Origin of the sequence: Zobellia uliginosa, from assembly GCF_018860745.1 — a bacterium.
GTDB lineage: Bacteria > Bacteroidota > Bacteroidia > Flavobacteriales > Flavobacteriaceae > Zobellia > Zobellia uliginosa_B.
In genome coordinates this window covers 771,505-794,326 of the sequence record NZ_JAHKPY010000012.1, presented here as the reverse complement: position 1 = coordinate 794,326, position 22,822 = coordinate 771,505, and the positions used below count along the sequence as shown (strand labels likewise).

The window sequence follows — 22,822 nt, the reverse complement described above, 5'->3', positions numbered from 1 at the left end:
TATAAGAAATCCTTATATTTAGCTTCAAGATAGAATTCAAACTATATGAAAGGACTGTTTTTAGTTGTATGTATTTCCGTTTTTACTTCGTTTAACGGATTCACTCAAGAGGAAACCGAATATAATCCCGAAGCCAAACTTACAGAATTGGGAATTGAGCTTTCTCAGCCTTCCGCCCCAATGGCCAATTATGTAAATGCGGTACGTACGGGAAACTTGATTTTTTTAGCGGGAAAAGGTCCTACCAAAGCAAATGGTGAGAACATAACCGGTAAACTTGGTGCTGACCTTACTATTGAAGAAGGGTATGAAGCAGCTAGAATTACGGCCATCAATCAAATATCAGTTTTAAAGGCAGAATTAGGAGACCTGAAAAAGGTAAAGCGTATTGTAAAGGTCCGCGGTATGGTAAATGCCGTTTCTGATTTTAAGGACCAACCTAAAGTTATCAACGGATGTTCAGACTTAATGGTCCAGGTTTTTGGTGAACGCGGCAAACATGCTAGAGCTGCAATAGGTATGGGGTCTTTGCCCGGTAATATTGCTGTAGAAATTGAAATGGTTGTTGAGGTAGAAGACTAAATCATGAACATACGATTGTTATTCAATTCTAGTTTTATTAAAACTGTATCCTGCGTTCTTATTCTCTTTGGTTTTAATAGTTGTAAACCGGAAAAAGCAGAACCTGAGTTTATATTGCGCACAGCCCTTTTGGTGAACGAAGAACATACTTGGTATAAAGCTTTCTATTATTTTGGCGAAATTTTGGAGGAACGCTCTAAAGGACGAATAAAAGTTGAAGTATACCCATCCGAACAATTGGCGAAAGAGATTGAAGCCATACGCCTAATTCAGGCCGATGTAATTGATATGACCACCACAGGCTCTACGCTTACCAATTGGTTTGAAGTAGCCACTTTCTGCGAACTTCCCTTTTTGATGCAAGATTCTACAGATATGAACCGCTACATACAAGGACCTATTGGTAAGTTGATGGAAGAAGAGATGATTAACAAGTCGGGTTTGCGATCCCTTGGTCATTTTGAGCGCGGTCCGCGGCACCTCACCTCAAATAGACCCATAAGACATCCAGATGATTTAAACGGACTCATTGTGCGAGTGCCAAATGTGCCTTCTTTTGTTACGCTATGGAAAGCACTTGGGGCAAAACCCACACCAATGGCTTTTTCGGAAGTGTTCACTTCATTGCAACAAGGAACGATAGAGGCGCAAGAAAATCCGTTTGCGATGATAAACAATGCCGGTTTTTCAGAAGTACAGAAATATTTAAATTTAACGGGGCATGTCATGAGTTGGGTGTACCCTGTAATAGGCGAAAAACAGTTTCAGCGGCTTCCACCAGATTTGCAGGAATTTTTTTTGGAAGCGGCCAAAGATATGCAGGCCTATGAACACCGTCTTTTTTTAGAAAACGAAAAAATGGTTCAAGATGAGCTGCGGGAAAAGGGCATGGAGTTCATAGAAGTGGATAAAGATGCTTTTCAGGCCAAGTGTGAGGAAGCAATTTACAATAGCCTTTCCCCTGAAATGAAAAAAATATACGATCAACTTAAAAAGGAAAAAGATGCTTCATAAAACCATTGGTCGTATTCTAAAAGTTGGAGTTTTATTAAGCACGTGGGGACTGATTGCTACCGTGCTTTTACAGATATTTTGTAGGTTCACTCCGGTAGAAACTCCTTCTTGGACAGAGGAAGCATCACGTATTTTCTTTATTTACGCCACCTCTTTCGGTGCCGGTCTAGCTATGAAAAACAACTATTATGTTCATTTAGATATGTTCTATAGCCGTTTTCCGGAGAAAGTGCAGCTCATATTGGCCAAAATTATCCCTATGGTCGTATTGTTTCTTTTTATTGTTATGGCTTTTTATTCCTTAAAATTTGTGTTGTTGGGAATTCCCGAGAAATCACCTAGTATGGGGTTCAATATGGGAGTGGCATTCTTTAGTATGTTCATTCTATCGGCTTCCATTAGCTATTACCTCTGGAAAAAAATCCAAAGAAATTATAAAAATTCAAAAGTATGATTTGGATTCTCGTATTGGTATTTGTAGTCTGTTTGGTCTTGCGTTTTCCAATAGCTTTTGCCCTTGGTCTGTCTTGTCTGAGCTATATTTTGGTAAAGGGCATTCCTTTGATTGTCGTGCCTATGAAAATGTATTCGGGTATAGATGTGTTTGTGCTATTGAGTGTTCCCGGTTTTATTATGGCGGGGAATCTGATGAACCAAGGAGGATTGACCGAAAAGATAATCGCTTTTTGCAACCATTTGTTAGGCCATATTAGAGGAGGTCTTTCTTTGGTGAATATTGGTGCATCTATGCTCTTTGCGGGAATTTCCGGAACCGGTATTTCCGATACGGCAAGTATGGGGTCTATTATGATTCCGGCAATGAAGAAAGAAGGGTATGATACTGATTTTTCTTGTGCCGTTACCGCTGCGTCTTCAACTATAGGCCCTATTATTCCTCCAAGTGTACCTATGATTATTGCCGCAACCTTAAGCGGGCTTTCAGTAGGGAAGTTGTTCTTAGCGGGAGCCGTGCCAGGTTTACTATTGGCCGCGGGTTTGCTGATTACCGCCTATGTAATATCTGTAAAAAAGAACTATCCCAAACATAAAAGAAGTACACTAAAACAAGTAGGGCGCGGCTTTATAGATACGTTTTGGTCGTTATTAATGACCTTTATTATACTGTACGGTATTATCGGAGGAATATTCACGCCTACGGAGGCCTCCATCATCGCCGTAGTCTATGCCTTGATCATAGGGAAGTTCGTTTATAGACGATTGAATTTTAAGAATATTCAGGTAGTTTTTTTAGACAGTATGAAAACTTCTGCTTCATTAATGGTGTTGGTGGGTTTTGCAAATCTTTTTGGATATATATTGATTACTGAGCAGATTCCCCAGAGCATATCCAGTGAGATTTTAGGCTTTACCGATAACAAATATGTTGTGCTTTTATTGATTAACCTATTATTGATTATAGTGGGTACGTTTATGGAAACCATTGCTGCACTGTTAATTTTGTTTCCTATTCTATTAAAAGTGGCCTTGGCGGTAGAGGTAGATCCAATTCATTTTGCGGTGATAGCGGTTTTAAATTTAATTATTGGTCTGACCACCCCACCGGTAGGAGTCTGTCTTTTTGTGGCATCCAGTATTGGCAAAATATCTATTGGCGAAGTAAGTAAAGCCGGTTTGCCATTTTTGTTGGTGAGCTTTTTGGTGCTCATTCTGGTAACCTTATTTCCTTGGTTCTCTTTGGCGCTTCCCAATTTGTTTACTGATTAGTTACGTTACCGAAGGATATAAACCTACGTAAAATTAGTAGGTCGGTTTTTTCAGCACTTATAAAAAAACTTTATTTTTGCGTCATGATTTATTGGCCCCGTAGTTCAATGGATAGAATAGAAGTTTCCTAAACTTTAGATGCAAGTTCGATTCTTGCCGGGGTCACTTTTTAAAGGATACCGCTAGATTTTATATACGTCGAATTTTTTAACCAATTCGTTAATCCTCTTTTTGTTTTCTTCTAGCTTTTCTTTAAGTTCTTCTATCTGTTCTTTCGTAAGGGGGTTCATACCATCATTATTATGATTGTCCGATTATAACGACGCATAAAGGCTTACATTGTGTATTTTTTAATCAATTATAAAGTTTTTATCAGTTAAATTGTTGATAACTCATTTTATTAAGCAATTTTGGCCTTAATAATTTCAGTCTTTTCTCTTGGTCCAAATCTCATACATGGGTTTCCCTTTGCTATTATTCCCTGTATGGTGCCAATCGTTTTCTTTTAGCTCATAATCAAAAGTTAGCTCGGCTCCAACCCGTGAATCATCTTTGGAGAAAAATTCTATACGCTCTTTGTATTTACCGTCTTTAGACGTAAACGAACCACCACCTGTACCGGAAAATTTCATAGTTTCTGTTTGGTAGGCGATCCATTGAAAACGGCCGTTGGTTAAAATTTTTAATGTCTTTCTGGGGTTTTCCTCTCCTCTTCGCTCCTGTCCTTCATCCGGCCCACGGGTAGCAAACAACCATTGTCCGTCTAAATATTGAGTTAAGGAAGGCTTCGGTTTGAAGATATGTTTTGATTTTATATCTAGAACAAGGTTCTGTCCTTCCTGTTGAAAGGGGATGTTAAGCATTCTCAGTTCATCATTTTGGTAATTGGAATTGAATTCCAAGAGAACAACTAGAAGATTTTCTTCAACTTTTGCAAAGCCGCCACGAGACACAATAAACTTAGCAGGATTTTTTTCATACATAGTATAGGTGAGATAATTATCTAGAATATGAAGTTCATGGGTGATGATTTTCTGATTAACCTGTTCTTCAAAAAAGAAGGTTCCTGAGGGTAATTGAGCAAACGTCACTTGGAATATGAATAAACTTAGACCTAAAATGGTGTTTTGAACCCAGATTTTACAATTATTTTTCATTTTAAAATTTTAATTTAAAGTATTAAAAATAAGATAATTACAATATATTTTGAGTTGTTTTTTTATTTGAAAAATCTTTTTTTGGTCTTTTGTCGTAATTTATTCGAAAACGCTTGTTTTTACATTTTTTTTGTTTTCATTTGTCCTGTCTTTGGCGAAGTAAAACTGAAGGCATTTTTAAGCTTTTAGCTGAACAACATGCAATGTGTTTCTATGTTCGGGCTATGGGAGATTAGGAAGTCAAATCTCATAGCAACCCATAAGATGGGCGGCCGAATTTTAAAGCTAACTTCCGATTTTTCTTCTACAATTGTGCAAAGCCAGCACAATTACTTTTTTATTCCTACTACTCAGGAGCAAATTCTTATATGATACCATCGGTAACAATTTCATAACTTTTACTGTACCCAGTAGTTAAAAAAATATACCGATTTTCATTCACAAGAATTCACAATGAATAATAAATATATTGATCTAATCGATCAGACTTACTTTTTCCCTCAAGAAGAGTTTACGCTTGAGAACGAGCATTTAAAATTTCACGATATTCCACTTAAGGTGTTGGTAGAAAAATATGGTAGTCCGTTAAAATTTACCTATTTGCCTAAGATATCAGAGAATATTGCCAGGGCTAAGAATTGGTTCGCTAATGCTATAGAGAAGAACGATTACAAAGGCAAGTATCACTACTGCTATTGTACCAAAAGTTCTCATTTTCAGCATATTTTGCACGAAACACTTAAGAATGACATTCATATAGAAACGTCTTCTGCGTTTGATATTAATATAGTTGAGCAACTAAAAAAGGATGGCAAGCTAAAAGATAGCGCTTATGTAATCTGTAATGGTTTTAAGCGTGAGCAGTATATTGAGAATATTGCTAGACTCATTAACAACGGCCACAAAAATTGTATACCGATTATCGATAATTATGAAGAAATCGATTTATTGTCAGATGCAATAGAAGATACGTTTAAAATCGGTATCCGAATAGCTTCGGAAGAAGAGCCAAAATTTGAGTTTTATACCTCTCGTTTGGGCATTGGATACAAGAATATTGTACCTTTTTACGAAAACCAGATTAAAGATAATGACAAGGTAGAGCTTAAAATGCTTCACTTTTTCATTAACACCGGTATTCGCGATAATGCGTATTACTGGAACGAGTTGGTGAAATGTTTAAAGGTGTACACTAGATTGAAAAAAATCTGCCCGTCTTTAGATAGTTTGAATATTGGTGGAGGTTTCCCAATCAAAAACTCCTTGGCTTTTGAGTACGATTACCAATATATGATTGATGAGATTCTAAATCAGATCAATATTACCTGCCAAGAGGCAGATGTACCCGTGCCTCATATTTTTACTGAATTTGGAAGCTTTACCGTAGGGGAGAGTGGCGGAGCTATTTACGAAATTCTTTATCAGAAGCAACAGAACGACCGTGAAAAATGGAATATGATAGATTCATCTTTCATTACCACTTTGCCGGATACTTGGGCTATTAACAAACGTTTTATCATGTTACCAATTAACCGTTGGAACGATGAATATGAGCGTGTTCTTTTAGGCGGGTTGACTTGTGATAGCGATGACTACTATAACAGTGAGCAGAACATGAACGCCATATACCTGCCTAAATATAAGCGGGATAAACCATTATACATAGGTTTTTTCAACACAGGTGCCTACCAAGAAACCATTGGCGGTTATGGTGGTCTACAGCATTGTTTAATACCACAGCCTAAGCATGTACTCATAGATAAAGATGCTGATGGCAATCTTACCTATGAACTTTTCAGTCCGCAACAAAAAGCGGAAGATTTGCTTAGTATTCTGGGGTACGAGACCGAGAAATCTGTAAAAAAAACCAGCGATACTAGTATTAATAATAAGATTACATCAAACGTATAAACTTCACAAATTAAGATGAGCACAACAAAGAATTACGCGGGTATTCCCGATAAATTCGCACAGTTAGAAACGGCAAAGGTTATATTGATACCTGTGCCCTACGATGGAACAAGTACTTGGGGAAAAGGAGCCGATAAAGGCCCTCAAGCATTTTTGGAAGCTTCTGAGAATATGGAGCTTTATGATATAGAGACCAATACCGAGGTTTATGAGCAAGGCATTCATTTGGCTGAAGCGATTACCGAAAATAGTTCGCCCGAAGCAGTGGTAGATGCCGTTCACAAGCGAACAAAAAAGTACATAAAACGAAACAAGTTCGTAACCTTATTTGGGGGTGAGCATTCTATTTCAATTGGTACTATTCGTGCTTTTAATGAGTGTTTTGATAATCTAACGGTATTACAAATCGATGCGCATGCAGATTTACGGGAGTCGTATGAAGGCAGCAAATACAATCATGCCTGTGCGGTTCATGAAGCAAGCCAGACTACAAACTTGATTCAAGTGGGTATTCGTTCTATGGATGCTATAGAGAAATCGTTCATGGACGAAGAAAAAACATTCTTTGCCCATGATATGGCGCAAGATGAGTATTGGATGGATAAAGTTATGGAAGCCATGACGGATAACGTTTTGATTACGTTTGACCTTGATGCTTTTGACCCGTCCATTATGCCTTCTACTGGAACTCCAGAACCAGGTGGTTTGTTTTGGTATGAGACCTTAGAGTTTTTAAAACAGGTCTTTGAAGAGAAGAACGTAGTAGGTTTTGATATTGTTGAGCTGTGCCCAAATCCATCAGAGAAATCATCGGATTTTCTTGCGGCTAAATTGTATTATAAAATGTTGAGCTATAAATTTATGGGTGAGGCAGCAGATGACGAGTATGACAATACCTATGATGTGGATAGTAAGGTAAATACTAACGGATTAAAATTTGAAGATGATGAAGACTAAGGGAGCGATTTCCGAATTTATTGAAAAATACTATTTACACTTTAATGCCGCCGCTTTAGTAGATGCCGCAAAAGGATACGAAGCACAATTGAACAAAGGTTCTAAAATGCTTGTTTCATTGGCAGGTGCTATGAGTACGGCTGAATTAGGTAAGATTTTTGCCGAAATGATTCGCCAAGACAAGGTACAGATTATATCATGTACTGGTGCCAACCTTGAGGAAGATATCATGAATTTGGTAGCACATTCACATTACAAACGTGTACCTAACTACCGTGATTTAACTCCTAAGGATGAGTGGGCTTTGCTTGAAAAAGGACTTAACCGTGTAACGGATACTTGTATTCCCGAAGAGGAAGCTTTTAGAAGGTTACAAGAGCATATAGTTAAAATCTGGAAAGATGCCGAGGCAAAAGGTGAGCGTTACTTACCGCATGAGTATATGTACAAAATGTTACTTTCCGGTGTTCTTGAAGAGCATTATGAAATTGATTTAAAAGATTCTTGGATGTACGCTGCCGCGGAAAAAAATCTGCCAATTGTTTGCCCGGGTTGGGAAGACAGTACTATGGGTAATATTTTTGCTTCATACGTGTTAAAAGGCGAATTGAAAGCTAGCACCATTAAATCTGGTATTGAGTATATGACCTTTTTAGCAGATTGGTATACTGATAATTCTAAAAACGGAATCGGTTTTTTCCAAATTGGAGGTGGTATAGCAGGAGATTTTCCTATTTGTGTAGTGCCTATGCTGTATCAAGATATGGAAAGAACAGATACGCCATTTTGGAGCTATTTCTGCCAGATTAGTGATTCAACTACTAGTTATGGGTCGTACTCAGGTGCGGTACCCAATGAAAAGATTACTTGGGGCAAATTGGATATTGATACCCCTAAATTTATAATTGAAAGCGATGCAACCATTGTTGCACCATTAATATTTGCATATCTTCTAGACTTATGAGCAGTAAACGAGACACATCAAATTTAAAGCGCGTAATAGTAGACTTTAAGAAGTTGACGCCAGAAGTATTAAAACTTTTGGTAGCGGCTTATCCAGATGGTTATGACGACCGAAATATAATTTCATTCAAAAATGCCAATGGCGAGCGTATAGAAGCTGTTGAAGTATTGACCGAAGACACCAAATATTTGGTAAAGATCAGTGCGAAGCTGGAATATACCATGGAAAATTATGATGAGGATGATTATGAAGATTTTGAAGATGATGATCCAGAAGCAGTGGGCGAGCCAGACCCAGAAGATATGGCTCAAGATGACGATGAATAATATTGTTATCAGGTTTGTAATGAACCTTTCTATGCTTGGTATTCAGGCTAAGAAACCCCTTGTTCTATTCCAAGGTTTTGTTGATAGAGATACTAATTGTTTAATGTCCATTCAATGAAAATAGAAGAAATAGAAAATATAGAGTTAAAGTTTTTGGACCTTGATGATTATCAAGAGCTTAAAAGCGCCATGATATCCGCATATACCAATATGCCCGGATCATACTGGAAAGAAGAGCATATTAAATCGCTAATCGATAAATTTCCGGAAGGCCAAGTGGTTATTAAGATTAATGGACAGTTGGCCGGTGTGGCCCTGTCCATTATCGTAGACTATGATAGTTTTGATGATGAGCATACCTATGAGCAGATCACAGGTAACTATTCTTTTTCCACGCATAATGATGAAGGAGATGTGCTTTATGGTGTTGAGGTTTTTATAAAGCCCCAGTTCCGTGGTCTTAGGTTAGGAAGGCGTTTGTACGATTACCGAAAGGAATTGTGTGAAAAACTGAATCTTAAGAGTATCGCATTTGGTGGTAGAATGCCAAATTTCCATAAATATATGGATGAGCTTACTCCCAAAGAGTATATAGCCAAAGTGCGTAGAAAAGAAATTGCCGATCCTGTATTGAACTTTCAGATTAGCAATGATTTTCACCCTGCGAAGGTTATGAAAGGATATTTGGAAGGTGATAAAGCCTCAAGTGACTTTGCTATTTTAATGGAATGGGATAATATCTATTATCAGAAACCCTCAAAAAAAGCATCGGCGAAGAAAACCGTTATTCGTTTAGGTCTTATTCAGTGGCAAATGCGGCCTTACAGAGACTTGGAAGAGCTGTTACAACAGGCAGAATATTTTATTGATGCCGTATCCGGATATCGGTCGGATTTTGCTTTGTTTCCAGAGTTTTTTAATGCGCCTTTAATGGCAAAGGATAATCATTTGTCTACGCCAGATGCTATTCGTGAGTTAGCTAAACATACGGATGCTATTGTACAGAAATTTTCGGAATTTTCTATTTCGTACAATATCAATATCATTACGGGGAGTATGCCCGAAATGATTGATGGACGTCTGTACAACGTTGGTTATTTGTGTAGAAGAGATGGTAGTATGGAGCGTTACGAAAAGCTGCATGTTACACCGGACGAAGCTAAAGTTTGGGGTATGCAAGGCGGTAATCAATTAAAGGCTTTTGATACGGATTGTGGTAAAATCGGAATTTTAATCTGTTACGATTCGGAATTTCCAGAGTTAAGCCGTTTATTGGCAGATGAAGGAATGGACATATTATTTGTTCCTTTTTTGACCGATACGCAAAACGGGTACTCAAGAGTACGACATTGCGCGCAGGCAAGAGCAATAGAAAATGAATGCTACGTGGCTATTGCAGGTAGTGTAGGCAACTTGCCAAATGTTCAGAATATGGACATTCAGTTTGCTCAATCCATGGTATTTACTCCTTGCGATTTTTCGTTCCCTACAAACGGAATAAAAGCAGAGGCCACACCCAATACAGAAATGATATTGATTGCCGATGTAGATATCGATTTGTTACGCGAACTCAATCAATTTGGGGCGGTGCGTAACTTAAAAGATAGAAGAAAAGATATTTTTGAACTTAGAAAAAAAGTATAGTTTGACAGATTTAAAAATTATAGGTAGTGAGGAATGGTGTGTATTTGAGAACTTGGGTATTCCCGCTATAAAAGCGAGGGTGGACTCAGGGGCTAAAACATCATCCATACAAGCCACTAATATTAAAATTATCATGAAGGGCACCCAAGAATGGGTAAAATTCGAGGTAAGCCCTTTGCAAGAAAACCGAAGTATTGCCATACCCTGCCAAGCCAGATTGGTAGACCGTAGAATGGTGAAAAGTTCTTCCGGTATATCTGAAGAGCGTTTGGTAGTACGCACGCCTGTTACTATGGGAGAAGATACTTTTGATGTAGAGCTTACCCTGGCAAATCGGGACACAATGGAATTCCGTATGCTTTTGGGGAGAGAAGCTATTAATGAGCGGTATATGGTAAACTCGGCGGTAAATTATCAAATACAAGATTTTGATGATGCTGCCATTAATAAGATGTACGCGCCTTATTTTAAAGAAAAGTCAGGTCTTAAAATAGCATTATTGGCCAGTAACCCTAACTTATATAGCAATAAACGGATTGTAGAAGCGGCGGAAGCACGCGGGCATGAGATTGTTTTTCTTAATGTAGAGCATGCCTACATGAAGTTAGATGCCCGTTCCCCAGAAATACGATATAGAGGAGGTAATATTTTAAATGCTTTTGATGCGGTTGTTCCAAGGATAAAACCCTCGGTAACTTTTTATGGTTGTGCGTTGATTAGACAATTTGATAATTTGGGAGTGTATTGCCAAAACAGTGCGGAGGCCATTACCCAATCTAGAGATAAGCTTTTTGCATCACAATTGTTTTCTAAGAATGATATTCATATTCCTATAACAGGTTTTGCAAAATCTCCTATGGATACCAAAGACCTTATTAAAATGGTTAATGGTGCTCCGTTGATTATAAAATTATTAGAAAGTACTCAGGGAAAAGGTGTTGTGCTTGCTGAGACGAACAAAGCGGCCGAGAGTGTAATAAATGCTTTCAAAAGTGTGAACACCAACATTTTGGTACAAGAGTTCATTAAGGAAGCCAATGGGCAAGATATTCGTTGTTTTGTAGTGAACGGTAAAGTAGTGGCGTCAATGCAACGCCAAGCCGAGAAAGGTGAGTTTAGAGCCAACATTCACCAAGGTGGTAAGGCCTCTATAATTAAAATCACCTCGGAAGAGCGCAAACTGGCACAGAAAGCTGCTAAGGTATTGAACCTTGCCGTAGCTGGTGTAGATATTATTCGCTCAAACAAAGGGCCGTTATTGTTAGAAGTAAACTCTTCACCAGGTCTTGAGGGAATTGAAAATGCTACAGGTAAAGATATTGCCAATGAAATGATTATGGCTATAGAAAAAAAGTTGAGGTTTAGTATGTAACCATATATAAGGAATAGGAGATAATTTTAAGTATAATGCGATTGTCGCTACAGTGATGTAGATGGCAATCGCATTCTTTGTGGTATATAGTGTTTTGTTTTCTCTAGTACTTAATAATATACTTAACTAATAGTTTCATCACATCAACTAGATTTCCTTCCTACAACTTCATACTTCCTCATTTTTGGTAAAAAGTGTTTTTCGTCCTCAATAATTGGGGTTTAACCGATATTGTCAAAATAGACCTACCGTCCAACTAATTTCTTTCCCCGATAAAGTGTCAAAACTTCGGTATAGTGAACGGTTTATCCGTTATAAAAAGGCCTCTTTTTTTTAGTAAGTGTTTGATTTTTAATTTTTTACACTTCAACGAGTAAAATGTACCGCTTACGTGAATTTCCTAAAGTATCCTACAATGTGCCGTTCATTGGTAACAGAAACGGATTACAAAAAGAAATTCTATTAAGCTATGTTACGATTCAATGTTTTACTTCTAACTGCCCTTGCAACTTTAATGACGTCATGTTCTACATCTTCAACTACGGAAGAAGAAGAATTGTATAAGGTTGTTGCAACAACTGAAGAAGTGGAAATTTCTAAGATTGAACAAGGTGTTATAGATGTTGTTAACGAGTATAGAGTTTCAGTTGGTCTTAATGCAGTAGAGTTCAACAGTGTCGCTTACGGTTATGCGATTGCACACAACGAGTATATGATTTCCGAGGGAACAATAAGCCATGATAATTTTGACAAAAGAGCTTCAGATTTATCTATTGAAGCAAATGCGGATTTCGTTTCTGAAAACCTGGGTAAGGATTTTACAAATGCTGAGGATATTTTAGAAGCGTGGAAAAATAGCCCAACCCATAAGAAAGTCATGGAAGGTGATTTTCAATATACTGCTGTTAGTGTTACTGCAGATAAGAGCGGTATCCTTTACTTTACTCAGTTATTTTTTCAATAAGATAGTTGTATTGAAGTAGTTTTTAGTTGTAAAAATATGACCTCCTATTTCGGAAGAAATAGGAGGTCATATTTTTTTTATGCCTCTGTATACTACAGCTTCCAAATATAATAAATAGCAGGAATTCGATTGTAGGATAAGGCTGTGTGCTACTATTATATTTTAATCGATAAAATGTAGTTCACAGCCATATTTTGGATTGAGGTCTACTGTTCATCGAAAAAAATGACCTTTTACCGAAGGTATATACTAGCATAGACAATAAATTGAAAGCGAGCCCTGTTTTTTATAGGACTTAACCTACAATAATTTGCCTATGATACGTAAAACTACTCTAAAGCAAAAAATGATATGTGTATTGCTGTTTTTCTACGCTTTTACACAAGCACAAGATAAAGTTTATGCTGATGCTGTTTTTAATGAAAGTGCGGTTGACCTATCTAATAACGCTATTGATTCTAACTTAACCACCAGTGCAACTATACGGGCAAACTCGGGTGTAGCTTTGGGTATTGGTGCTTATGACGGGTACTTAGAACTCCTTTACCCATCCACATTACCAGCTAATACAACTAGCTATTTGAAAGTAGAATCTGAAGACGATCTGCTTTCAAGCTTAATAGGAGGTAGTTTAGGTGATTTACTTTCTAATGTTGTTGGTACAGTACTAATCGGTAATCAAGAATTTTCTGTGACGGTATTGGATAATTCTAATATTGTTTTACATACTAGTTCTAGTGCTGCGGATGCTTTTGGGTCTGACGAGGCGCGTGTTACCATAGATAAAAATGGGGATTATTTTTTGGCATTAACACCATCTGGTGGGTATGATAGAGTTCGTTTGACCAATAGTGTCGGGTCATTATTAGGTTTAGGAGCTGAAAGGGATTTAGAGGTCTACGGTGTTTTTTACGTCAATGAAGATTTATCATGTGGAGCACCTAGCTACACTTCTTTTAATGGTAGTGGTATTTCGCTGGATTTATTGGAATTGGGTAACGCGGGCGTAACGAACCCGGAGTATGCGATAGATGGAGACCGAAATACCTTTTCTGAGTTGGGTCTTGGTGCTGTTGGTGTAGCTTCTCAAATTGAACAGACCATTTATTTCGATACTACTGAAGATACTGGTGATACCTATTACATTGAAATAGGAATTGACCCTTCTTTATTACAATTGGATATTGCCAATTCAATAGAAATAGTAGGTCAAAACGGTACGGACGCTCCAGTGTTTACGGATAATTTATCAAATGTATTGGATTTGGATTTACTGGGTCTACTAGAAGCTGGTGAAACTGCTATTGTTGAGTTTGATCCAGCTACCCCTGTAGATCGCATAACCGTTGGTTTGTCATCATTGGTTGGTGTTGGTCTTGATCAAAATATTAAAATTTATGATGTATATAGAGCTCCGGCAACGCCAACAATTACAGCTACGGCAGACGATTTAAATATCTGCACCGGTTCAAGTACAATGATTACTGCAGAAGTTGAAAATGCAAAAAATGTCGAATTAAGATGGTACGATGCCTCGGAAGACGGTAACATATTGGCGACATTAAATTCTGGTGACGCTTTTACTACTCCAACTTTGACCGAAGATACTACGTATTACATTGCTTCTGCAGAAATTGGTTGTACACAAGAGTCACCTAGAACAGAAGTTGAAGTAAATGTTGAGCCTATTCCAACGGCTGCGGATATTTCTGTTCTTGGAAATGAAAATGCTATCTGCTCTTCCAATAATGTAGTGCTTGTTCCTTCAAGTGATATAGATGGAACCTTTTTATGGTATTTTGATGATACCAAAACCAATGGGATCACTAATGGTTTGGAGGTTGATGGTGTTACCTATGAAATTGATTCCAATGGGGTAATGACCATTACAGGTCTTACCGAAACGGGTGGACCATATACCTACTATGTTGCTGTAAAAAATGATTTGGCAGGTTGTGAAAATGCTTCTGGAGATTTAAAGGTCGTTGAAGTGAATGTTGTAGATGGGTCAAAAACGGTAAATATAGACTCCGCTCCATTAATTAGCTTAAGTAACTTGATTGACATTTTTAGAGATACTGATACCGTAGAGGTAACCGGAACAGTTTCGGGTGATGTTATTCCCGGTGAGCCTATTTCTCTAGCCGTAAACGGAAACCTCTATGAGGGTCTAGTGGGAGCAGATGGGTCTTTTAGTGTAGATGTAGATGCTATAGATTTGGTGTCCGATATAGATAATACGCTTGAGGCTTTTTTGGAAGGCATGCTTTGTACGGTATCCGAAGAGATTTTGGTAGATCTCCCGGACTTATTGATTGATGATGAAGATTTACAACAAACATTTTGTGCTTCAGATTTTCCTACCATAGCAGATTTACAAATAGACATAGAGGGTATTGTTTTCTTTGATGACCTATCTGCAGGTTTACAATTAGGATCCGATACAGCTTTAGTAGATGGCCAAGTTTATTTTGCAGGACTATTAAATATACCAACATCAATATTAGCTAGAGTGCGTGTTGGTGTGGAAATTACAGATGTTCCAACGCCTACCACTACTTCTGCAGAACAAACATTTTGTGATAGTGATATGCCCTTAGTGGGCGATATTCAAACCGATCAAACTAATGTAGTTTTCTATGATGCTGCTTCTGGCGGAAATGCAATAGACCCTTCCATACCCATAGAAAATGGGGGTACTTATCATGTGGCCGCCATAGAAAACGGTTGTGAAAGCAGCGCACGTTTAAGGGTTTCTACCACTGTGATCCAGGACGGTTCTTCTCCTATAACTCTTACGGGCGAATCTGAAAAAGTATGCCGTGGCCGTTCTTATACCTATGTTGCCAATGCTGATAAAGAAGGTTACGATTGGGATATACTTGGGGGTACTATTACAGATGGAGGTACAGCAACAGACGATTTTGCCACAGTAACTTGGACGGAATTGAATAATACTGAAATAAGCGTTTCATACACGGATGAGTCAACCTGTAGCCCAACGAAAATGATGTCTTTGGGGGTTGAGGTTATTAGTTGCGGAATGGTTTTAGGTGAGGAATTTTGTTTGAAAGTGTTCAATGAATTTTCTCCTAACAATGATGGTTTCAATGATGTCTTCACCGTTCAATGTATTGAGGATTACTCCAACACTATCGAAATATATAACCGTAACGGAAACCTTGTTTATAAAACAGCCGATTATCAGAATACTTGGAAAGGTCTCGCAAACGTAAAGGGCGTTTTGAACAATGGAGACCAATTGCCATCCGGAACGTACTACTATTCAATTCAGATACCTGAATTGGAAAGAAACCTAGTGGGTTGGTTACAATTGGCCAGATAACAGATTTTTAAAACTATACATACCAAACCTTTGTCAAATATGAAATTACTTTGCACTACTATAAAGATAGTTATGCTCTGCTATCTTGCCTTTAATATGAGTGTGGCCTATGGCCAACAACCGCCCCAATATACGCAGTACATGTATAATACCGCGGTTTTGAATTCAGGGTATTCAGCTAGAGGTATATTAGAAGCTACCGTTCTGCACCGATCGCAATGGGTGGGTATAGATGGGGCTCCCGAGACACAATCGCTTTCTGTTCAAGGAAGATTACGGGAAAGGGTAGGATTAGGGCTTACCGTAGTTAACGATAATATTGGGGCTGCAAATGACCTTGATGTTAATGGTACTTTTTCGTACGAGATTCCAACAGGGTATTTTACCAAACTATCGTTGGGAATCAATGCGGGAATAGATGTGCTAAAAGTAGACTGGTCCAAAGGAACATATCAGGACGGCCAAGATCCGATTTTTGCTGAAAACCTGAATAAAATACGTCCGGTTTTTGGTGCGGGCGCCTACTTTCATAGTAGCAATTGGTACGTTGGTATTTCTACACATAATTTTCTGAACTCACAGATTTATAATGATGATAACGAGATGGTGACCAATAGAAAAAGTCAGTATTATTTAATGGCAGGTTATGTAATGGATCTGTCCGATAACCTAAAATTTAAACCGGCGATCTTAACAAAACATGTAGCTGGGGCACCAATAACCGTAGATGTATCCGGTAATTTCTTGATCAAGGAGACTTTGGCCCTTGGTTTGGCTTACCGGTACAATGATGCGGTTAGTGCTTTGGCCGGGCTACATATTTCCAATAGCTTCTTTTTGGGATACTCCTATGATTATTCCATTACCGGTTTAGAGAGTTACAATGATGGTTCGCACGAAATCATCCTTAAATACAATCTTTTTGATGCTAAGAAAAGAGCATTGTCACCAAGATTCTTCTAAAACCTACAATCATGAAAAAACTAGTACTATATATATTTATGGGTACATGCCTTATGGTTACTGCTCAGAGTAAAGAAGAAAAAGCAAATGCCTATTTTGAAGATTTTAAATTTGACAAAGCAATTGAGTTGTATAGCGATTTAGCGGCAGAGAAAAAAAGACCATCTCTAGATGTCATTCAGCATTTAGCCGATAGCTATTTTAATACGAATAGGTACCAAGAAGCTGTAAAATGGTATGAGAAACTGTATGTAATTAAAGGGAAGGACGTTGGCGAAGGCAACATTATTAAATTGGTACAGAGCCTTAAAACAAGCATGCAAACCGAAAGAGCGGATGAACTGCTCCGTGATTTTTATACGGATGAGGATAGGTTGAAAATGATGTTGTCTCAAAAGGAATATTTAGATAGTTTGCTTTCCCAGAAAGAAAAGTATACTACAATCAATCAAGCCTTTAACAGTAAGAAGTCGGATTTTGGACCTATGCTCTTTAATGATGGATTGATATTCGCTTCTGCTAGAGATACTATAAAATCTAATGGAGAGCTTTATCCATGGAATAAACAGCCTTATTTGGACCTATACATTACGCGCCCAAAGGATGGGAGCTATATACCGGAAAAATATTTGGAGAATTTAGAATCGTCTTATCACGATGCTACTTTGACGTTCTCTTGGGACGGACAAACTGTGTATTTTACTCGAAATTATTTAAAGAAAAAAAATAAATTGAGTGCTAATGAGGATGGCCTCTCCAACATGCAGATTTTACGCGGAACAATAAGTAACAATGAACTTGTTGATGTGACCTCATTGAGCTTTAATAGCAAAGATTATTCTTGTGGGCACCCAGCATTGAGTCCAGATGGGAGACAGCTATATTTTACGTCTAACATGCCAGGCGGATTTGGGGAGAGTGACATTTATGTGGTGGATTTAAATAATGAAGGTGATGTGCTTTCAGACCCTATGAATCTAGGCTCTACCATAAATACTAGGGGAAGGGAAATGTTTCCGTTCATAAATAATGAAGTATTGTATTTTTCGTCGGATAGCCATTATGGATTAGGGGGACTAGATATTTTCGGGTCGGTTATTTCTTCAAAAACTCAGTACTCCTTACCGCTTAATATGGGTAAACCCTTAAATAGTAATATGGATGATTTTTCATTTATTAGGGAGAACAAAAAAGGTAACGGCTTCTTTGCTTCAAATCGTGCGGGCGGAAAAGGAGATGATGATATTTATCGCTTTGAAAAAGTTAAGCCAACGGATTGTTTGGAATATTCGGGATATGTTTTGAACAAGCTAACAGGAGAGCCTATTGCAGAGGCTAACGTAGAACTCAAAAACGTGGTTAACGAATTGGTTTCTATCTACAGGACCGATGCATCTGGGTATTATGAAATGACACTCCCTTGTAATAAGAAAAACAGTCTGGTTTTCTCAAGGGCGGGTTTTTCTAAAGAAACCATACGAATTGAAACAAGCCAAAATCCTGAAGCATCTTCCAAGGAAAACAAAGTGTACTTAACTCCTTTTGATAGTCTTGTAGAGAAAGAAGGCAATGTTGAGAAAATCAAGGTAAACCCTATCTATTTTGAATACGATAAATCCGACATTACCACAAGGGCGGAAATAGAGCTTGAAAAGGTGCTTTTTGCCATGGAAACCTTTCCTGAGCTAAAAATCAAAATAGAATCACATACCGATGCTAGAGGTTCTGATGTCTACAATTTGGAGTTGTCGGACAATAGGGCAAAATCCACTAGAAGATATCTGCTTTCCAAAGGTATAGATGCAGATAGAATTGAGAGTGCAAATGGTTACGGGGAATACCGTTTAAAGAATGAATGTGGCAATGGCGTTAAATGTAGTGATCAAAAACATTTGGAAAACAGACGGTCTAATTTTATAATTGTTTCCAAACAGGAAAATGAAGTCCGTAACGCTAAAAAATAAGTAAAACAAAGATTGGGAGAAGTACGCTACGCACTATGCAGCGTACTTGTATAAAGGCTTTTTAGCCTGTAGACTGGTTGTATTACAGGTTAAATTGTTTTTATTTTATTACGATAGAATGTTGGTTCTTTTGTCTTAGGGAGCCAAATTTTCCAACATTTCTTTCGTAGTTTTTTCAAGATCAAAGTCGGCCTTCCAGCCCCAGTCACGTCTTGCCTCCTGATCATTAATACTACTAGGCCATGAATCCGCTATAGCTTGGCGAAAATCAGGTTCATAAGAAATCTTAAAATCCGTGATATGTTTTTGGATACTTTCCGCCATTTGTGAAGGCGTAAAGTTCATAGCCGAAAGGTTGTAAGAAGAGCGTACTTTTACGTTTTCCGCATCGGTATCCATAAGCTGTAAAGTTGCTTTTATGGCATCATCCATAAACATCATTGGCAATTCCGTATCCGCCTTTAAGAAACAGGTATATGATTTTTCAGCAAGTGCTTTGTGGTATATCTCTACAGCATAATCCGTGGTACCTCCGCCCGGCATGGTCTTCCAGCTAATTAGACCCGGGTAGCGAATACTCCGCACATCAACCCCAAACTTATGAAAGTAATAATCGCACCAGCGTTCACCAGATTGCTTACTTATACCGTATACGGTACTAGGCTCCATAATGGTACTTTGTGGAGTGTTTTCTTTTGGCGTATTCGGTCCAAAAACGGCAATACTGGAAGGCCAGAATATTTTATCTATTTTTTTCTCTTTGGCAAGGTTGAGCACATTAAAAAGAGAATTCATATTCAAGTTCCAAGCCCGCATAGGAAATTTTTCTGCTGTGGCACTCAACATGGCGGCCATTAAGTAGACTTCGGAAATCTCGTAATAGGCAACCACTTCTTCCAAAGCATCATAATCTGTGGCGTCTAAAATTTCGAAGGGTCCGGATTCCATTAAGTTTTCATTGCCTTCACGAATATCGCTGGCAATTACACTGTCATTTCCATAAGTCTCGCGTAGTGCCAATGTTAGTTCCGTGCCTATTTGACCGCAAGCACCTATAATCAGAATTGATTTTTCCATTAATGTCTCGTTAAATGAATTCGAGAATAAAGATAGCGCTTCTTAAAATTTGTACATTCGCTTTATGAAAAGAATCTTCTTCTTTAGCTTGATGCTGCTAATGACATTAGCCTGCAAAGAACAGAAACAGGAATTGATCGTAGAGGATGCAAGTGCCCACGAATTAAGTAGTGAAGCATGGCCTAAAAAACTTCCTATTAAACCTAAAGCTCAGGCTATTCTTGAAGATTGGATAGAATTCTCCTCTTTTGAAACTAGTTTTGATGCACTGCATACGGTAGCCAATAAGGAAGACTTACGTTTGGTAATTGAAGAGATGATTACCAAGCAAAATCAATTGGAAGAATCAAAATACCCAAAAGAATTCAACATTCCACAGGTAAAAAGTCGTCAAAAGGTGTTCAAAACCTATATGCTAAAAGTTAAGGGCGATTTATATTATAGAGCCGATCCACAAGAATCTATTGTGCAGATGATCGAAGCTTATAATGCCTTTAGAAACCAATTCAATGTAGTGGTTAGCAATACATTGGATACTGACCTGATCTTGGAATTTTAAATATAAAAAGCGACTCCCACCAAAATGGGGAAGCCGCTTTTTATATGCGTAGGGTAATAAAGAACTATTTAAAATCTACTTTAACCATATACAAGGAGCTAGCATCTATATTTGAACTTCCCGGTAAAATCTTTTGTTCAATGATTCCGTCTCCATCATTATCGGAAACGGCAAAATCATCATCGTTAATAAAGCCAAGGGTATTCTCGTCCATAATCCAAATTCCTTCTAGTTTGTCATGGGCATAACCAAACTGGGCGACCAAATCAACCACTAGTTCCTTTTGAACAGGTACAATGTTTGCTTCTGCCAATTCTTCGGCTGTAGATTGTTCAATAGTTTTATCTCCGATCATTAACCCAAGCTCTTCTTTTAGGTTGTTACCACTAATATCCGTAGCACCATTCAAATTAATCTTATAAATATGTTTTTGGGCTGTTTCTTCCCCAGCGAACTTACCATCGCGTTCAACAACTAAAAACTCAGTATTGGAAATAGCGGTAATTTCTGAATTAGAAAGGTTAGCTTTTTCCTGTATATAAACATACTGTCTTGTGTATCCTGTTTCCAAATCAAAAGTTACGATACGAGTTATGTTAGACTGAATTTTTTCAGGATTGTACATGGTAGATTGCATTATGCCTACCAATGTTTTTTCGTCTGGGGTAATGGCAAGTCCTTCCATTCCTCTATTGGCCCTTCGGCTTGCAAAAACAGCAGGTAATTTACGGTCTCCTGTATCTTCATTAACACCAAATGGAGATATACGTTCTAGTTGTACGCCGCTAGCTGAGTAGTGTACGATATGAGGGCCATACTCATCCGAAACCCAAAAACTACCGTCTTTAAGCGCAACTATACCTTCCGAATCCAACCCGAAGTCATCAAAAGCAATTGGGTTTCCGGCAGCATCGTAAGGAATCTCTCCGGTAGCGCCCTTTCCTTCAGGATTAGGTATGCCCGTTATTAGTTTTCCAGAAGGCGTTTTCAACAAAATTTCTTCTAAAAGTGTAATCTCACCTTTCTCGGTTACGATAAAATGACCGATACGGGGCGTATAATCTGCTACAGGAAATTTTTTTCCTTCCAAGAAGTTGGTGTTTGGCCCACGATCAGTAATGGCATAAAATTCATCTTCATTGGTTGGATGAGCCGTAGCTCCGGAACCAAAGCCTCCATTTCTAATTTCAACTGTATTATTAATAGTAGATAGTACGGAGTAGGGAAGTGCATATTGTGTATCTGTCTCAAGTATTTTAGTTGGGGAAATGGAAACAGGTGTTGGTCCATCGCCTATAAAATCATCAAGATGGGCGCAGGAATTCAAGAGGCATAAGCCTACAAAAAGTAGCATTAATTTTTTCATTGTGTTTGCTGGATTTAAGGTTATTTAATGTGGCCTTAAAGTTGCAATATTTACACAGTGCCATTGTTAAGTGAAGATAAATAGATGGTTATAAAAAGAATATGCCGTACATAACTTAAAGCTATGCACGGCATAATTATAAGGTGAGATAGAATGTTTATTGTTTCTTTTCGCCTGCAGGAGCAGGAGGGTTCTTTCTAGATTGTAGCGCTTGCTTGCTTAAACTTGCCAAATTAAAATTAGGGTCTAAAGCAAGTGCTTCATCTATTTTAGCTATAGCGGCATCTACATTGTCTTTGTTATTGTCATATATGGTTAGGGCCTTTAGATGAAGAAAAGCAGCTTTTAAAGGAACCTCGTAAGGTTGTTGCCTTTCATAGAAAGCGTACTTCATATCGTCTTTGGCATTTGCAATACCATAGTCAATATTAGAGACAGCATCGGAATTTGCTCCGGTTTGGATCTTTAGGTCTGCAATCTCATAAGCCAAATAAGGATTTGGCGTTCTTTTAAAAAGTTCTTCAAACTGTTCTAGGGCACGTTTTGGTTGGTTTAAAGCTTTTAATGAAATTGCTTTTACCTGAACCGCCATATCCGAATCCGAAACTTCCTTTTCAATACCTATAGTATTTAGTGCCTGCATATGCTGATTGTTGTTTGCATATACAAAAGCTAAGGTATCTTTACGCTGTTTAGATGGCGCAATTACATTTAAGTGGGTAAGTGCGCTGATTACGCCATTTACATCTCCTTGAAGTCTCATTTCTTGATAAAAGGCTTCATAGTGTTTTTGCAAATCACTCTTGGTCTGTGCGGTGGCTGAAAAACAGAGGCTCAAAAGTAATATGATACTAAATTTTTTCATGTGTAACTATTTTACAATGCTATCGTTTTGGTAGCGGTTTGCAAAATTAGCAATATTATCTGTATG

19 protein-coding genes and 1 tRNA gene are annotated in these 22,822 nt (G+C 38.0%); 16 read left to right on the top strand and 4 right to left on the bottom strand.

Translation table 11 applies throughout. The features are described from left to right. The first annotated feature begins 45 nt into the window (after positions 1-45). The 5 genes from KO521_RS14895 (at position 46) to KO521_RS14875 (ending at position 3,486) form a co-directional block, all read left to right on the top strand. Complete coding sequence (locus tag KO521_RS14895) at positions 46-582, top strand: RidA family protein (protein WP_215940673.1); 537 nt, start codon at positions 46-48, stop codon at positions 580-582. A gap of 3 nt (positions 583-585) precedes the next feature. Beyond that, entirely contained in the window at positions 586-1,596 is a 1,011-nt protein-coding gene (locus KO521_RS14890) for a TRAP transporter substrate-binding protein (RefSeq protein ID WP_215940672.1), read from the top strand. Further along, entirely contained in the window at positions 1,586-2,050 is a 465-nt protein-coding gene (locus KO521_RS14885) for a TRAP transporter small permease (RefSeq protein WP_215940671.1), read from the top strand. The genes KO521_RS14890 and KO521_RS14885 overlap by 11 nt, the downstream gene beginning before the upstream one ends. Further along, on the top strand, positions 2,047-3,321 hold the full coding sequence (locus tag KO521_RS14880; RefSeq protein WP_215940670.1) for a TRAP transporter large permease: 1,275 nt from the start codon (positions 2,047-2,049) through the stop codon (positions 3,319-3,321). Before KO521_RS14885 ends, KO521_RS14880 begins: the two co-directional genes overlap by 4 nt. A 93-nt stretch (positions 3,322-3,414) precedes the next feature. Then, positions 3,415-3,486, top strand: a tRNA-Arg gene (locus KO521_RS14875). A 260-nt stretch (positions 3,487-3,746) separates the two neighbouring features. On the opposite strand, the gene KO521_RS14870 is transcribed toward KO521_RS14875, so the two are convergent. Further along, positions 3,747-4,478, bottom strand: a complete 732-nt coding sequence (locus tag KO521_RS14870; protein ID WP_215940669.1) for a hypothetical protein — start codon at positions 4,476-4,478, stop codon at positions 3,747-3,749. Between the two features lie 453 nt (positions 4,479-4,931). Here KO521_RS14870 and KO521_RS14865 point away from each other — a divergent pair, with 453 nt between their 5' ends. The 10 genes from KO521_RS14865 to KO521_RS14820 all read left to right on the top strand — a co-directional run bounded on the left by KO521_RS14865 (position 4,932) and on the right by KO521_RS14820 (position 18,889). Next, a complete protein-coding gene (locus KO521_RS14865) occupies positions 4,932-6,389 on the top strand; it encodes an arginine decarboxylase (RefSeq protein ID WP_215940668.1) in 1,458 nt (485 codons plus the stop codon). A 15-nt stretch (positions 6,390-6,404) separates the two neighbouring features. After that, positions 6,405-7,346, top strand: a complete 942-nt coding sequence (gene speB / locus KO521_RS14860) for an agmatinase (RefSeq protein WP_215940667.1) — start codon at positions 6,405-6,407, stop codon at positions 7,344-7,346. Further along, on the top strand, positions 7,336-8,310 hold the full coding sequence (locus KO521_RS14855) for a deoxyhypusine synthase family protein (RefSeq protein ID WP_215940725.1): 975 nt from the start codon (positions 7,336-7,338) through the stop codon (positions 8,308-8,310). The genes speB and KO521_RS14855 overlap by 11 nt, the downstream gene beginning before the upstream one ends. Continuing rightward, positions 8,307-8,636: a hypothetical protein gene (locus tag KO521_RS14850; protein WP_215940666.1), complete on the top strand. Its 330-nt coding sequence runs from the start codon at positions 8,307-8,309 to the stop codon at positions 8,634-8,636. Before KO521_RS14855 ends, KO521_RS14850 begins: the two co-directional genes overlap by 4 nt. A gap of 114 nt (positions 8,637-8,750) precedes the next feature. Then, positions 8,751-10,280 (top strand): bifunctional GNAT family N-acetyltransferase/carbon-nitrogen hydrolase family protein, encoded by a 1,530-nt coding sequence (locus KO521_RS14845; RefSeq protein WP_215940665.1) that lies wholly within the window; start codon positions 8,751-8,753, stop codon positions 10,278-10,280. Between the two features lies 1 nt (position 10,281). After that, positions 10,282-11,652, top strand: a complete 1,371-nt coding sequence (gene rimK, locus KO521_RS14840) for a 30S ribosomal protein S6--L-glutamate ligase (RefSeq protein WP_215940664.1) — start codon at positions 10,282-10,284, stop codon at positions 11,650-11,652. Positions 11,653-12,121: 469 nt separating this feature from the next. After that, positions 12,122-12,616, top strand: coding sequence for a CAP domain-containing protein (locus tag KO521_RS14835; RefSeq protein ID WP_215940663.1), 495 nt, complete (start codon positions 12,122-12,124; stop codon positions 12,614-12,616). Positions 12,617-12,932: 316 nt separating this feature from the next. Then, a complete protein-coding gene (locus KO521_RS14830; RefSeq protein ID WP_215940662.1) occupies positions 12,933-15,962 on the top strand; it encodes a gliding motility-associated C-terminal domain-containing protein in 3,030 nt (1,009 codons plus the stop codon). A gap of 39 nt (positions 15,963-16,001) precedes the next feature. Then, complete coding sequence (locus KO521_RS14825; RefSeq protein WP_215940661.1) at positions 16,002-16,925, top strand: PorP/SprF family type IX secretion system membrane protein; 924 nt, start codon at positions 16,002-16,004, stop codon at positions 16,923-16,925. Between the two features lie 11 nt (positions 16,926-16,936). Continuing rightward, the gene (locus tag KO521_RS14820; protein WP_215940660.1) at positions 16,937-18,889 is read left to right on the top strand and encodes an OmpA family protein; all 1,953 of its coding nucleotides are present in this window, start codon (positions 16,937-16,939) and stop codon (positions 18,887-18,889) included. A gap of 135 nt (positions 18,890-19,024) precedes the next feature. Here the strand turns inward: KO521_RS14820 and KO521_RS14815 are convergent, their stop codons facing one another. After that, a complete protein-coding gene (locus KO521_RS14815; RefSeq protein ID WP_215940659.1) occupies positions 19,025-19,966 on the bottom strand; it encodes an NAD-dependent epimerase/dehydratase family protein in 942 nt (313 codons plus the stop codon). A gap of 64 nt (positions 19,967-20,030) precedes the next feature. Here KO521_RS14815 and KO521_RS14810 point away from each other — a divergent pair, with 64 nt between their 5' ends. Next, positions 20,031-20,525: a hypothetical protein gene (locus tag KO521_RS14810; protein WP_215940658.1), complete on the top strand. Its 495-nt coding sequence runs from the start codon at positions 20,031-20,033 to the stop codon at positions 20,523-20,525. A gap of 64 nt (positions 20,526-20,589) precedes the next feature. Here the strand turns inward: KO521_RS14810 and KO521_RS14805 are convergent, their stop codons facing one another. Together KO521_RS14805 and KO521_RS14800 are read right to left on the bottom strand one after the other, a co-directional pair. Continuing rightward, positions 20,590-21,891: an esterase-like activity of phytase family protein gene (locus KO521_RS14805; protein WP_215940657.1), complete on the bottom strand. Its 1,302-nt coding sequence runs from the start codon at positions 21,889-21,891 to the stop codon at positions 20,590-20,592. 157 nt (positions 21,892-22,048) lie between these two features. Continuing rightward, positions 22,049-22,756, bottom strand: coding sequence for a hypothetical protein (locus KO521_RS14800; RefSeq protein WP_215940656.1), 708 nt, complete (start codon positions 22,754-22,756; stop codon positions 22,049-22,051). Positions 22,757-22,822: the final 66 nt, after the last annotated feature.

Excerpts from the sequence above, each read along its gene's own strand:
- KO521_RS14895 (WP_215940673.1), top strand. The coding sequence starts at position 46 with ATGAAAGGACTGTTTTTAGTTGTATGTATTTCCGTTTTTACTTCGTTT.
- KO521_RS14890 (WP_215940672.1), top strand. The coding sequence starts at position 586 with ATGAACATACGATTGTTATTCAATTCTAGTTTTATTAAAACTGTATCC.
- KO521_RS14885 (WP_215940671.1), top strand. The coding sequence starts at position 1,586 with ATGCTTCATAAAACCATTGGTCGTATTCTAAAAGTTGGAGTTTTATTA.
- KO521_RS14880 (WP_215940670.1), top strand. The coding sequence starts at position 2,047 with ATGATTTGGATTCTCGTATTGGTATTTGTAGTCTGTTTGGTCTTGCGT.
- KO521_RS14870 (WP_215940669.1), bottom strand. The coding sequence starts at position 4,478 with ATGAAAAATAATTGTAAAATCTGGGTTCAAAACACCATTTTAGGTCTA.
- KO521_RS14865 (WP_215940668.1), top strand. The coding sequence starts at position 4,932 with ATGAATAATAAATATATTGATCTAATCGATCAGACTTACTTTTTCCCT.
- speB (WP_215940667.1), top strand. The coding sequence starts at position 6,405 with ATGAGCACAACAAAGAATTACGCGGGTATTCCCGATAAATTCGCACAG.
- KO521_RS14855 (WP_215940725.1), top strand. The coding sequence starts at position 7,336 with ATGAAGACTAAGGGAGCGATTTCCGAATTTATTGAAAAATACTATTTA.
- KO521_RS14850 (WP_215940666.1), top strand. The coding sequence starts at position 8,307 with ATGAGCAGTAAACGAGACACATCAAATTTAAAGCGCGTAATAGTAGAC.
- KO521_RS14845 (WP_215940665.1), top strand. The coding sequence starts at position 8,751 with ATGAAAATAGAAGAAATAGAAAATATAGAGTTAAAGTTTTTGGACCTT.
- KO521_RS14835 (WP_215940663.1), top strand. The coding sequence starts at position 12,122 with ATGTTACGATTCAATGTTTTACTTCTAACTGCCCTTGCAACTTTAATG.
- KO521_RS14830 (WP_215940662.1), top strand. The coding sequence starts at position 12,933 with ATGATACGTAAAACTACTCTAAAGCAAAAAATGATATGTGTATTGCTG.
- KO521_RS14825 (WP_215940661.1), top strand. The coding sequence starts at position 16,002 with ATGAAATTACTTTGCACTACTATAAAGATAGTTATGCTCTGCTATCTT.
- KO521_RS14820 (WP_215940660.1), top strand. The coding sequence starts at position 16,937 with ATGAAAAAACTAGTACTATATATATTTATGGGTACATGCCTTATGGTT.
- KO521_RS14815 (WP_215940659.1), bottom strand. The coding sequence starts at position 19,966 with ATGGAAAAATCAATTCTGATTATAGGTGCTTGCGGTCAAATAGGCACG.
- KO521_RS14810 (WP_215940658.1), top strand. The coding sequence starts at position 20,031 with ATGAAAAGAATCTTCTTCTTTAGCTTGATGCTGCTAATGACATTAGCC.
- KO521_RS14805 (WP_215940657.1), bottom strand. The coding sequence starts at position 21,891 with ATGAAAAAATTAATGCTACTTTTTGTAGGCTTATGCCTCTTGAATTCC.
- KO521_RS14800 (WP_215940656.1), bottom strand. The coding sequence starts at position 22,756 with ATGAAAAAATTTAGTATCATATTACTTTTGAGCCTCTGTTTTTCAGCC.